11 protein-coding genes and 1 tRNA gene are annotated in these 12963 nt (G+C 47.2%); 9 read left to right on the plus strand and 3 right to left on the minus strand.

Annotated elements, in window-relative coordinates:
• Positions 1-74: 74 nt before the first annotated feature.
• Both RYZ26_RS19210 and RYZ26_RS19215 read right to left on the minus strand, forming a co-directional pair.
• Positions 75-962, minus strand: coding sequence for a pentapeptide repeat-containing protein (locus RYZ26_RS19210; protein WP_317684876.1), 888 nt, complete (start codon positions 960-962; stop codon positions 75-77).
• A gap of 338 nt (positions 963-1300) precedes the next feature.
• Positions 1301-1516 carry a hypothetical protein gene (locus RYZ26_RS19215; protein WP_317684877.1) on the minus strand — a complete coding sequence of 72 codons (216 nt, stop codon included), beginning with the start codon at positions 1514-1516 and terminating at the stop codon, positions 1301-1303.
• A 138-nt stretch (positions 1517-1654) separates the two neighbouring features.
• Here RYZ26_RS19215 and RYZ26_RS19220 point away from each other — a divergent pair, with 138 nt between their 5' ends.
• The 6 genes from RYZ26_RS19220 to RYZ26_RS19245 all read left to right on the plus strand — a co-directional run bounded on the left by RYZ26_RS19220 (position 1655) and on the right by RYZ26_RS19245 (position 7885).
• Positions 1655-2341, plus strand: coding sequence for a glutathione S-transferase family protein (locus RYZ26_RS19220; RefSeq protein ID WP_317684878.1), 687 nt, complete (start codon positions 1655-1657; stop codon positions 2339-2341).
• A gap of 71 nt (positions 2342-2412) precedes the next feature.
• Positions 2413-2503: transfer RNA gene (locus RYZ26_RS19225), tRNA-Ser, on the plus strand.
• Between the two features lie 94 nt (positions 2504-2597).
• A complete protein-coding gene (locus RYZ26_RS19230; protein ID WP_317684879.1) occupies positions 2598-3194 on the plus strand; it encodes a TetR/AcrR family transcriptional regulator in 597 nt (198 codons plus the stop codon).
• 147 nt (positions 3195-3341) lie between these two features.
• Entirely contained in the window at positions 3342-3533 is a 192-nt protein-coding gene (locus RYZ26_RS19235; protein ID WP_317684880.1) for a hypothetical protein, read from the plus strand.
• The gene (locus RYZ26_RS19240; RefSeq protein ID WP_317684881.1) at positions 3530-4363 is read left to right on the plus strand and encodes an esterase/lipase family protein; all 834 of its coding nucleotides are present in this window, start codon (positions 3530-3532) and stop codon (positions 4361-4363) included. Before RYZ26_RS19235 ends, RYZ26_RS19240 begins: the two co-directional genes overlap by 4 nt.
• Positions 4364-4456: 93 nt before the next feature.
• The gene (locus tag RYZ26_RS19245) at positions 4457-7885 is read left to right on the plus strand and encodes an acyl-[ACP]--phospholipid O-acyltransferase (protein ID WP_317684882.1); all 3429 of its coding nucleotides are present in this window, start codon (positions 4457-4459) and stop codon (positions 7883-7885) included.
• A gap of 45 nt (positions 7886-7930) precedes the next feature.
• On the opposite strand, the gene pdxR is transcribed toward RYZ26_RS19245, so the two are convergent.
• Entirely contained in the window at positions 7931-9442 is a 1512-nt protein-coding gene (gene pdxR, locus RYZ26_RS19250; RefSeq protein WP_317684883.1) for a MocR-like pyridoxine biosynthesis transcription factor PdxR, read from the minus strand.
• A 318-nt stretch (positions 9443-9760) separates the two neighbouring features.
• Between pdxR and RYZ26_RS19255 the strand changes: the two genes are divergently transcribed.
• The 3 genes from RYZ26_RS19255 (at position 9761) to RYZ26_RS19265 (ending at position 12756) form a co-directional block, all read left to right on the plus strand.
• A complete protein-coding gene (locus tag RYZ26_RS19255) occupies positions 9761-10762 on the plus strand; it encodes a TRAP transporter substrate-binding protein (protein ID WP_317684884.1) in 1002 nt (333 codons plus the stop codon).
• Positions 10763-10854: 92 nt separating this feature from the next.
• On the plus strand, positions 10855-11400 hold the full coding sequence (locus RYZ26_RS19260) for a TRAP transporter small permease (RefSeq protein WP_317684885.1): 546 nt from the start codon (positions 10855-10857) through the stop codon (positions 11398-11400).
• 15 nt (positions 11401-11415) lie between these two features.
• Positions 11416-12756, plus strand: coding sequence for a TRAP transporter large permease (locus tag RYZ26_RS19265; RefSeq protein WP_317684886.1), 1341 nt, complete (start codon positions 11416-11418; stop codon positions 12754-12756).
• Positions 12757-12963: the final 207 nt, after the last annotated feature.

The raw sequence follows: 12963 nt of genomic DNA on the forward strand, positions 1-12963 counted from the left end.
CAAATTACGCATAGACTTCTCCTCATAAAAAGAAGTCTTGAATCACATTCTACGCAATTTGTAAATCCACTTTGTCAACAGGACCTAGTGCTAGCTAAAAAAGCGCTGTTGAAATTTGCATCTATTAGAATTGCGAAACGAAAATCAGCTTTTTCAAGAAGGGTTGATGTAAGGTTAGCACCTGTGAGATTTGCTTTGTAAAATGAGGCTTCTTCAAGTATTGCCCCATTTAAGTTAGAATCTACTAAGTTAGCGGCAAACAAATTCGATTTGTAAAAATTAACCCCTTTAAGATTTGCATTTTGTAAATTGGCCCCTGTTAATCTTGTTCCAAGCATATTTGCATCCGACAGATCAACTCCTTGAAAATTAACTTCTGTAAGGTCAAATCCGGATAGTTTTGCTTTTCTCAAGGAGGGCAGCATTTGTCCTTTGCTGATGCTTTGTAAGATATCAAAGGCGACGAAGATGTCCGGGCAATCTTTTAAAGGAAGTGGGGCTGCGCTGAAGTCATTATCGATATTGTCTTGACTAGACGTGCTTTTGACGTTGATATCCTCATAAGGTGGATTCCGAATAAAGTTCGCAATCACGTTTTGAACCGTTGGTAAATCCTCATCTGAATCCTTGGCAATTCGTTGCAAAGCATACAACCCACCAATCCGCACTGAGGGATTCTTTGTATTCCCCAATTGCTCCACAGCTTTTGAATATCGATCTGTAATCTGACCGCTCTCAGTTGTTTTTTGTTGGGCGTTGACCGCTCTGGTTCTTTGATAAGCTAGGTAGAGACCTATACTGCCGCCAACCATGAGAAAGTAGTTACGAAAGGCCGCGCTTCTATCTTCTTTTTCACCAATCCATTCGAGTTCCAGAATTTCTGGGAATTGCGATAAAAGGATAAGGACGATGATGAAAAAGGCGAGGGTGAGGAATAGCAGGCGTTCGGTTTGGTTCGGCATCAATAATCTTCCTGGTAAGTGTGAAGATATGATGGGGAATTATGGATGGTTAATCAACTAAAGAAGGAAAAAGTGTTGAGTGCTCTTTTTTGTCATTCCCGCGAAAGCGGGAACCTAGGAAAGCGGATGTAAACAAAAAAAACTGGGTCCCCGTTTTCACGGGGATGACAGAAGGGGAGGTACCGCATATTGACTAATCACAGCCCTCATCATCCCTCCAAAAACCGTCATCGCGCATGTGTTGCGCGACCTGCGTTAAGGGCAAGAGCGCGGCATCGACCGCAGATGCCGCAACGGGTGCGGCATGACATTTTTATATGGTTTGAAAAAGTGAAGCCTTAGCGCTTCAACCCACTCTTACTGCGTCCAAGCGGCGTAATCGTGGTCTTATGAAAGCCCGCACCGAACTGGCTGCGTTGAACCCAGCCGTGCTTTTCACATTCTTCTATCGTGCGTTCCAGAATTGTATCTGAGATGTCGTCGGCCACCGCGATGTCGCCGGACATGATCAGCAGTTCGAGCAGAAGTTTTTGTTGTGGAAGCACGTCTGTCATTTTATTTTTCACTTTTAGTTGTTCGTCTTTCCTTATATCCATAATAAGATAAGAATTGTGAGGTCAATCATATTCATCTTTTCCGGATGGTTTAGATTAAAACAAATTACTTAATTTTGATATAAGAAAGAAGCCTTTATGATCGATTTATATTCTTGGCCGACGCCCAACGGACATAAGGTTCATGTCATGCTGGAAGAAGTGGGGCTGGATTATCGTGTTCATGGTATTGATATCGCCAAAGGGCATCAGTTCCTGCCGGAATTTCTGGAAATCAGCCCGAACAACAAAATTCCGGCCATTGTGGATCATGATGGCCCGAATGGGGAGCGTTTCACCCTGTTTGAAAGCGGCGCCATCCTGATGTATCTGGCGGAAAAAACGGGTAGTGACCTTTTCCCCACAGATACGGTCAAACGCTATAAGGTGATGGAATGGCTGATGTTTCAGATGGGCAGTATTGGCCCCATGCTGGGTCAGGCGCATCACTTCCGCATCTATGCCCCTGAACAGGTGGACTATGGCATTGAGCGCTATACCAAGGAAGCGACCCGCCTTTATGGGGTGATGGATAAACGTCTGGGCGAAGAAGAGTATCTGGCAGGGGACTATTCCATCGCAGATATCGCGTGTCTGCCCTGGATTAGGTCTTACAAGAACCAGGGGCAGGTGCTGGAGGATTATCCCAACCTGAAACGCTGGTTCCTGACCCTGAAAGAACGTCCGGCTGTGCGCCGTGGATTGGCGGTGCTGGATGAGAAAACACGCACAAAAGCCTACACAAAAGAAGAGCTGAAATTGCTCTTTAACGTGGAGGCAAAATAAAAATTGCAAAAATGCATTTGAAGCGTTGACAGGGCAGGCTTCTATTTGTAGAAACCCCTTCTACATAACGTGGATAGCTGGCCGAGTGGCTGAAGGCGCTCCCCTGCTAAGGGAGTATGGGTTAATCGCTCATCGAGGGTTCGAATCCCTCGCTGTCCGCCAGAATTTTAAAAGCTCAAGGTGAAAGCCTTGGGCTTTTTGTTTATTATGCCATAGCTCAATTAAAAAATCGGTGGCAGCGGCAGGGAGAGAATAGATGGGGCGGCGTTCAGATCATACGCGTGAAGAACTTTTTGAAATGGCAATGCAGGAAGCACGCCTGATTGTCGCCGAAGAAGGCTGGCGCAAGCTGACGGCGCGGGCTTTGGCCAAACGCATGGGCTATTCGGTTGGCACTCTCTATAATCTGTTTGGCAATATTGACGACCTTGTCCTGCATCTTAATGCATCCACGCTGGACAGCCTGCATCACGAAATGAAACAAGTTGTTCTGCGCGGTACCCCGATTGACGATATGGAGGCGCTGCTGGATTGTTATCTGTGTTTCCTGAAGGCCAATGCCTCTCTTTGGGCGGTGCTGTTTGAACATTCCCTTCCCGAAGGACAGGACCTGCCGGACTGGTATATGGAAAAGATTGCTGTTGTGCTGGGCTATGTTGAACAGGCGATCTCCCCGCTGTTTTCTGGGGGGGAAGAGGGGAAGCGCAAAGAAGCTGCAGCGACGATCTGGGCGAGCCTGCATGGAATCGGCTCACTCGCTGGCGCAAATAAACTGGACGCGGTTATTAATTCCAGTTTTGAAGAGATGTCGAAAGCTTTTATTCGAACATATATTGCAGGGTTAAAATCCTGAATTAATCCTTTAATATGAGTTGATTAGCGAAGTTTTGTCGCCCGATTTCCATCTTGTTTGAAAATTAATTGAACAATGTTCATTGACATATTGAACGTTGTTCAATTAAAGTCTGTTTAACACAACGAGTTCCAATAGGAGGCTGTTATGACTTTTCTGAAAAAACATATGATAACGCTGTTTTTCGCAAAAACAGTGCTGACGCTCATTTTCCTGAATGTCGCGATGGAAGAGCCTTTGGTGAGTTCTCTTCAGCAGTTTGTTCAAACTCACGTTATCCAATTCTCAGATGCCCTTGAACATGCCTTCTTTGAATTTGCCGAGGTGAAACGACCATGAGACATGATAACATCAAAATTCCCACTCTGGGCGGGCGCCAATATTGGTCCGATCAATTTATCCATGCAGGCTGGCGCATTCAGAAAAACATCTGGATGGATCATCACCGTTTGCTTGATCCCAATGATTTTCGCGTTGCTTTCGGGGATTGGAAAACGTGCCGGGACTGTTTTGACACACATGAAGTCTCGCAACGCCAACCCTGGCCCCACGAACACCTGGTGATTTTGGTGCATGGTCTTTGCCGCACCAAAGGGGCCTTTTATAAAATGCGCAAAATGCTTCAGGAAAAAGGCTTCTCTGTTCAGGCGATCAATTATCCCAGTACACAGCAATCGACGGATAAATTTGTTGAACAACTGAACAATCTTCTCAGTTCATTGCGTGGAATTGCCAAGGTATCCTTTGTTACACATAGCCTTGGTGGGATCATTGTACGCAAGGCTTTGTCTGAAAAGCGGGACTGGATGGAAAAGCTGGATATTGGTGATGTTATTCAAATTGCTCCCCCAAATCGCGGGGCGCGTATTGCAAACAGTTTTAAAGATATTTCTCTCTTTCAATGGGGGGCTGGACCTGCAGGGACGGAACTTGCCAATGGCTTTGACATTGACGTGCCGAAGACCTGCGCGAACTTTCATGTGATTGCAGGCGGCACAGGGACGAAGCGGGGATTTAATCCCTTTCTGGGCTGCGATAATGATGGTTTGGTTGCCATTGAAGAAACAGCTTTGACCTTTCCTCACGCACAACATCAGTTTCATGCCCCGCATACTTTGTTGATTAATAATCCGGAAACTCTGGCGCTTGTCAATCATGTGATTAACTAGCGATTACAATGGCTTGGTAAATATCAACTGGTCCGTATCCCTTTAATCTTGTACTCCTTGAAAAAAACAAATCTGATCAGGAAGGTGAAATAGATGACCCGCACACTTACACATCTTTTGAAAACAAAACGTTTTCTCCCACTGTTCATTACTCAGTTACTGGGTGCCTTTAACGACAACCTGTTTAAAAATGCCTTAGTGGTTTTGATCTCGTTCCGACTGGCGCAAACCGCAGACATGGACGGTCAGATTTTGATCTCAATTGCGGCAGGTCTGTTTATTCTGCCATTCTTCCTGTTCTCAGCATTGGCGGGGCAGCTGTCTGACAAGTTTGAAAAATCCCGCCTGATCCAGATCGTGAAGTTTATCGAGATACTGGTGATGGGGCTTGCTGTTGTTGCCTTTTCAACGGGGGACACATATTTCCTGTTGGCTGTTTTGTTCCTGATGGGCAGCCAGTCGGCTTTTTTCGGTCCGCTTAAATACGCCATCCTGCCTAACCATCTGGAAGAGGATGAACTGGTCGGGGCCAATGGCCTGATTGAGGCCGCAACCTTCCTTGCGATTTTGATCGGCAGTATGGCTGGTGGGCTGCTTATTCTGCAGGATGGTGGTGTCAGGATCGTTTCTGCTTTTATCATGGCTTGTGCGGCTTTGGGGTTTATGGCCAGCCTCTTTATCCCCAAAGCGCCATCTTCTTTACCTGAATTGAAGATCAATTCGAACCTGATCAGCGAAACATTTTCGATCATTTCCCAAGCGCGCAACAACCGTTCGATCTTTTTGTCTATTCAGGGTATTTCCTGGTTCTGGCTGGTGGGCGCAACCTTCCTGACGCAATTCCCAACACTGGCAAAAGATATTGTTGGTGGCAACGAAGAAGTCGTAACTCTGTTCCTGGCCCTGTTTTCGGTTGGTATCGGTGTGGGTTCACTACTGTGTAACAAGCTTCTGGGCAGCGAGATTTCGGCGAAATATGTTCCCCTTGCGGCTTTTGGTATTTCGATCTTTGGATATGACCTTTATCTGGTTTGTGCCAGCCTGCCTGCACCAACTGAAACCATTGGCCTGAATACCTTCTTTGGGTCTTTTGACCACTGGCACATTATGGTCGATCTGATCGGAATTTCGGTTTGTGGTGGTCTCTATATCGTGCCGCTTTACGCCATCATGCAGGCGCGCAGTGAAGAGACCAACCGCGCGCGGATCGTTGCAGCCAACAATATTTTAAATGCTTTGTTCATGGCTGTTTCAGCCGCAGTTGTCACGGCGCTGTTTGCGCTAAATATCACGCTGGTTGAAGTGTTCCTGAGCGTTTCCATCCTCAATCTGCTGGTTGCTTTTTATATTTGCAAACTCTTACCACAGGAAACCCTGAAAGGCTTTTTTTCAAGTCTACTGAAGCTGTTTTACCGGGTTGAGGTCAAAGGACTGGAAAATTTGCAAAAAGCAGGTGAACGTGCGGTCCTGGTGGTAAACCATGTTTCTTTCCTGGATGGTGTGTTGCTGGGTGCGTTCCTGCCAGGAAAGCCCATGTTTGCCATCAACACCCATATGGCACAGAAATGGTGGGTGAAACCTTTCCTGTCTGTCATTGATGCCTTTCCGCTGGACCCAACCAATCCGATGGCCACCAAGGCCCTGATTAAGGCGGTGAAAGAAGGACGTCACTGCGTGATCTTCCCGGAAGGTCGCATCACGGTGACAGGTGCGTTGATGAAGGTTTATGAAGGTCCGGGTATGGTTGCGGATAAGTCAGAAGCTGACATTGTCCCGATCCGGATTGATGGAGCGCAATATTCCACATTTTCGCGTCTGCGCGGTAAGATCAAACTGCGCCTTTTCCCCAAAATCACCATCACTGTTTTGGAACCGCGCCGATTTGATGTGTCTGAAGAAATTACCGGGCGTGCACGTCGCCATGCGATCGGCAATGCGCTTTATGACGAAATGTCATCCATGGTGTTTGAAACCTGCAATCGGGAACAGACGCTTTTTTCTTCCCTTCTGGATGCCGCCACAGTCTTTGGCAAAGATGCTGAAGTCGTTGAAGATATTGAACGTTCGCCTTTGACTTACAAACGTCTGATTGCCGGGAGCTTTGTTCTGGGACGTCGTTTGGCCAAATTCACGGAAGAAGGTGAAAAGGTTGGCGTCATGCTGCCAAATTCAAACGGCGTCGTTGCGACCTTCTTTGCCCTGCAAGCCTTTGGGCGTGTGCCTGCGATGCTGAATTTTTCAACGGGTCACAAGAATATGGTTTCTGCCTGTAAAACGGCATGTGTTCAAACCGTTCTGACCTCACGCCGTTTTGTTGAAGTGGGTAAGTTGCAGGATGCGGTGGATGAAATTTCCAAAGTCAGCCGCATTGTGTATCTGGAAGACATCAAGAAGAAGGTTGGCCTGCTGGATAAGTTCTTTGGTCTGACGGCGGCAACTCTTCCAACATTTTTCTATAAATCCGATGCGGAAGATGCCAAGAAACCTGCCGTGGTCCTTTTTACTTCCGGTTCAGAAGGTTCTCCCAAGGGCGTGGTCCTAAGTCATATCAATCTGCAGGCTAACCGTTTGCAACTGGGCGCGCGTGTGGATTTCAGCCCAACCGATACGGTCTTTAATGCATTGCCAGCTTTCCATTCCTTTGGTTTGACGGGCGGGACGTTGTTACCGATCCTGTCGGGCATCAAAAGCTTTATGTATCCATCCCCGCTTCATTATCGCATCGTGCCTGAACTGGTTTATGACACCAATGCAACCATCATGTTTGGTACAGATACTTTCCTGAGCGGTTATGCCCGTGTGGCCCATGCGTATGACTTTTACAGCATTCGTTACCTATTTGCAGGCGCTGAAAAAGTAAAAGACGAAACCCGACGTGTCTGGTCTGAAAAATTCGGTATCCGTGTGTTTGAAGGGTACGGGGCGACGGAAACAGCACCTGTTCTTGCAACCAATACGCCCATGCATTTTAAGGCGGGAACAGTTGGTCGCCTGTTACCGGGCATTGAATATAAACTGGAAACTGTGCCGGGCATTGATAAAGGCGGCAAACTTGTGGTGCGGGGGCCAAACGTTATGCTGGGATACCTGCGCGATACCAACCCGGGTATTCTGGAAGCCCCGGCTGAGGGCTGGTACGATACGGGCGATATTGTGGAAATTGACGAAGATGGTTTCATTAAAATCAGCGGTCGCGCCAAGCGATTTGCGAAAATTGCAGGTGAAATGGTGTCCCTCAGCGCCGTTGAAACCTATATCGCCAAAATCTGGCCGGAAGATAGCCATGCGATTGTCAGCATCCCGGATGCACGTAAAGGCGAACAGATCATTCTGGTCACCAGTTGTGAAAAGGCCGATCGCGTGACCCTTTCGGCTTATGCCAAAGAAAGCGGGACTACAGAACTGATGGTGCCGAAAACCATTCTTCCTGTCGATAAAATGCCTGTACTGGGCACTGGTAAAACCGATTATGTCGGTGTGCAGTCCCTCGTTCATGAAGAACTGAATGTGGCGGCAGAGTAAAACTGACGTGACTTAATTATCCCCGAGGTTTCGGCCTTCGGGGATTTAGGAGGGGCGCATTGTATCCAGAATTTCAGCCAGCTTTTTAATGCCATCTTCGATTTTGTTTTGCGCTATCGAAGAAAAACCAAGCCGGAAAAAATTGGATCGAATGTTGGTCGCCATGAAGAAGATATCGCCGGGTTCAATTAGTACTCCTTCTTTTTCGGCACGATCTGCCAGGTCCTGCGACTTCAGCCATTCCGGCCCCTTCACCCAGCAGGATGCGCCGCCCATAATGGCGTGGAAGGTCAGGTCGGGGATATGTTCTTTTAAGGCCTTGGCCATAATCTCGGCGCGTTCCTTGAATTCCTGATTATGCTTGCGCTGCAGGCTGTCGAAATATCCAAGGGATAAAAAGAGCGAGAAAGTCCGCTGAATAAAGATAGCCGGATGGCGCACCATCAGGCGGCGAAGCGCGCGGGCTTCCTGAATGACCCGTTTGGGGGCAACAATAAAGCCAAGGCGTAGGCCCGGGGCCAGACTTTTGGAAAGACTGCCGATATAAATGACGCGCCCTTCTTCATCCAGACTTTTCAGCGCCGGACTTGGCGTTTCATAAAAACTGTTCTGGCTTTCATAGTCATCTTCAATGATGACAAAGTCATTGTCTGAAGCCATCTTCAACAGGTCTTTGCGCCGTTCTAGCGGCATGGTAACCGTGGTCGGGCACTGATGGCTGGGCGTGACATAGACATAATCACATTTGGCAACGTCATCCGTTAACATCATGCCGTTTTCATCCAGCGGCAGCGGAACTTTTTGGGCTTCGCGTTGATTGACGATATTACGGATATCGGGATAGCCCGGGTCTTCCACCCCAAAGATGGTGTCTTTATTGACCAGAATTTCAGCCAATAGATAAAGCGCCTGTTGTGCACCAACCGTGATCAGGATTTCGTCCTGTTCTGCCCAGACGCCCCGGCGTGGCAAAACCCGTTCACGGATTTGTTTAATGAGTGAGCTGTCATCGCCGCTGATCAAATCTGGTGCCCAGTCGCGGATTTCCATAACACTTAGAAGTTTCATGGAACATTCGCGCCAGTTGGCGGTGGGGAACAGGTCAGCGTCAAACTGTCCATATAAAAATGGATAGGGGTATTTCTGCCAGTTTTCTTCTTTTACGATGCTGCGTTGCTGTGATGAAATGAACTGAAAGCGGCCTTCCCAATCCACAACGGAATGATCGGTTTCGTCTTCGACGGTTACCTTCTGATTTTTTTCTGATGCAATGCTGCCTTTTAGAATATCCGGGTTTACATAATAACCACTGCGTTCGCGCGAGATGATATAGCCTTCATCCGCCAGCTGTTGATAGGCCAGCACAACTGTGTTACGTCCCACGCCCAGCTCGGTTGCAAGTTTACGGCTGGAGACAATAGGGGAGTTAAGGGGAAGCTGGCGATTCAGGATGGCGGAGACCATCATTTGTCGAATCTGTGTTTGAAGATTACCGCCTTCAACGTCAAATCGATCAAAAAGTTGTTTCCACATTACTTCTGAGACGCGTGCAACCAATTTTCTTCCTCAAATAACTAAAAATTATGGGGCCAGTCATGTTAACATAACAGAACCAGTTTTAGAAAAAACACATTTTATATGCGTTGCGAAAGTTCCTTTTGCATAATTCTGAAGCAAAATACTATTTAAAAAGTAGGCATCTGCACAAATATATGTAAATAGGCCCAGAAGTTATGTTGCGGTGCACAATACTGGTTCTGTCAGTACGTTAAAACTGGCCCTAACAATGAAAAGAGGTTTGCGACACTGTAAAAACACAAACAAAAAAACCTTTGGGAAAATAGAGGTCATTTTTATTAACACAGGAGGAATACAATGTGTTTTTTACGTAAGTTTTCAGTAGCAGCAGTTGTTGCAGCAGGGGTTCTGTCCTTTTCTGCCACAGAAGGTTTCGCTAAAAACTTCAAAGTTGCAATCGGTGATGCTGCGGGCGGTACGCAATGGGAACTTGCTACAAAATTTGCCGAAGAACTTAAAGCAAAGTCTGGCGGGAAACATAAAGCAAAACTATTTCCAAACGGCCAACTTGGTAGTGAACAAGATACAGTAAATGATGCTGCACTTGGTACATTGGATTTCTCCATCCTTGCTATCAACAACGTTACGCCGTTCTCTCCAACCGTTGGTGTCTTTACTCTTCCATATGTCATCCAAAGCCTGGATGAAGCTGTGACACTGACACAAGGTGAAGTGGGTCAGGAACTGGTTCAAAACACCATTCGCGACGCTGGCGTTCGCATCATTGGCTGGGCCTACTCTGGTTTCCGCGTTCTGACGAATTCCAAAAAGCCAATCGTTGAGGTTGCCGACCTTAAAGGCGTGACAGTTCGCGTCCCTAAAAACGAGATTATGATTGATACATACAAGTCCTGGGGTATCAACGCCACGCCAATGGCATGGTCCGAAACATTCACAGCCCTTCAGCAAAAAGTTGTTGATGGTCAGGACAACCCGTACATCACAGTTTCAGCAATGAAATTTAACGAAGTACAGAAATATGTGACTAATCTTCGTTACCTATTCTCTATTGAGCCACTGATCGTTTCTGAATCTGTTTTCCAGGACCTGTCTGACGCTGATAAAGAAGCTGTTCTGGCAGCAGGTAAAGCAGCAACTGCACACAGCGAGCAGTTCTTGCGTGATCAGGAAGCAACGATTAAGAAAGATCTGATGTCTAAGGGCATGGAGATTTCTGATCCTGCAAATGGTGAAGCTGAATTTATCAAGCTGGCAACAGAAGCCGTATGGCCGAAGTTCTACGACAGCATTGGCGGTAAAGACAAACTTGACCGTGTACTGAAGATCGTAGGTCGTTAAGCTGGATTTACAAAAGGGCATCGGGTGATGGCACCTGATGCCCTTTTTCTATCCGGATTTTGTTAAACAGCGTGTTCTTAAGGAGCTTTAAAATGCGCAGTTTTTTATGGCGTTTCTTTGATAATATCGAAAGTTATTTCTGCAGAGCACTGCTGAGCTTCTTTGTTATCCTGCTCTTCATCCAAATTCTTGCACGTGAATTCTTTGGGTATTCGATTTCCTGGAGTGAAGAACTCGCCACCTATACGTTTGCCTGGTTTGTGTTTTTTGGGGCCAGCTATGCTGCCAAAATGTCCGCCCATAACCGTGTGACCTTTCAGTTCAAGCTTTTGCCTGCAGTTGCTGCGAAATGGCTGGAAGCTCTGTCAGATCTGGTCTGGCTTATTTTCAACGGTGTGTTCATCTATCTGTCTTACGATTTTGTCTTTAATAAGATGAACTTGTTCTGGAAATCCCAGACTTTGGGCGTGCCGATGAAATACATCTACATGGTTCTGCCACTGGCGTTCACACTTATGTCTATTCGTGTCATTCAGGTCAATTACTACAAACTTGTCAAAGGGGTTGATGTCAAAGATCCGGACAAGATTGAAGTTGAAGCCATTGATGAATCCGAACTCACCACGCAAAAGAAATAATGGAAAAAATCTGATATGGAAGCCTCAATTGTACTCGTCCTGTTCGGATCGTTCCTGACCCTTTTGTTGATAGGGGCGCCGGTTACGGTCGCACTTGGAACATCCGCACTGGTTTCATTTTTATATATTGACGAAAATCCGATTAAATTCGTTCAAATTGCCTTTACGTCTGTCAGCTCTTTCCCCCTGATGGCGCTGCCTTCCTTTATTCTGGCTGGCGCGCTGATGGAGGCTGCGGGTATTTCCAAACGCCTGGTCACATTGGCAGAAAGTTTTGCCGGACCGTTCACTGGCGGTATGTCTGCTGCAACGGTTCTCGCCTGTATGTTCTTTGGCGCGATTTCCGGGTCAGGTCCTGCGACAACAGCGGCTGTTGGCATGCTGATGATTCCGGCCATGGTGAAACGTGGCTATGAAAAAGGTTATGCCTCAGCCATTACGGCTTCATCCGGTGGGCTGGGTGTCGTTATTCCCCCCTCCATCCCTATGGTTATCTTTGGGATTTCTGCATTGGGCATGCGCCCGCCTGCCGAAGCCGTTGCCAAATTTGGTGAATTCCAGTCTGTCTCCATCCCCAAGATGTTTATCGCTGGCTTCGTGCCAGGGTTGATTATCTCCATTGCGCTTTTGACCATGAACTACATTCTGTGTCGTCACTATGGGTATAAAGGCACCGCATCCGGCTGGTCGATCAACAAGATCATGACGGCTGCCAAGGACGGCTTCTGGTCCATGCTGGCCCCACTGGTGATTTTGGGCGGAATTTATTCTGGCTTCTTCACCCCGACCGAGGCTGCAATCGTTGCGATTTTCTACACGATCTTTGTTGGTGTCTTTATCCACAAAGAACTGAAATGGGAAGACCTTTTCCGCGGGCTTGAAGCCACCACATGGCTGACGGGTCGGGTTCTTTTGATCCTGTTTACCGCAACGGTCTTTGGGCGCATTTTGGTGGAAAACCAGATCCCGGCGATCATTGCGGAAAGTTTGCTCAGTGCGACAGATAATATCTATATCATCTGGTTTGTGTTGATCGGCTTTCTGTTGTTTGTCGGTATGTTCATGGAAACACTGGCAACCATCCTGATCCTGACACCCGTGTTGTTGCCAATTGCTTATAGTCTTGGAATTGATCCGGTTCACTTCGGGATTGTCATGGTCTGTAGCCTGGCGATTGGTTTCCAGACGCCGCCGCTTGGGGAAAACCTGTTCGTGGCCTCCGGTATTTCAAATATCACGATCGAAGAGATCAGTATGCGCGCTCTGCCGTTTGCTTTCACCTCTGTGATTGCGGTGTTTATCATTGCCTTTTTCCCGGACCTGACCCTGTGGTTACCTAAGGTCATGGGCTACTAGCCGCCTCCCTTTCTTCTTCCCCTCAGCTTTTTTGACGGCTGAGGGGACCTTGATTTTTATTTGAGTATAAGGATGCGTAAAATGGACGCTTCAGTATCAAAGATTCTTTATTGTACCGGTAATACCCCCATTTTTAGGGGGCTTCAGAAGTAGACAGTTATGCAGCCCTTTGGATTGACTGCAGCAATTTCTGTTTTGGCGTTATGC

The sequence above is a fragment of the Terasakiella sediminum genome (assembly GCF_033100395.1).
In the GTDB taxonomy this organism is placed as follows: Bacteria; Pseudomonadota; Alphaproteobacteria; order Rhodospirillales; family Terasakiellaceae; genus Terasakiella.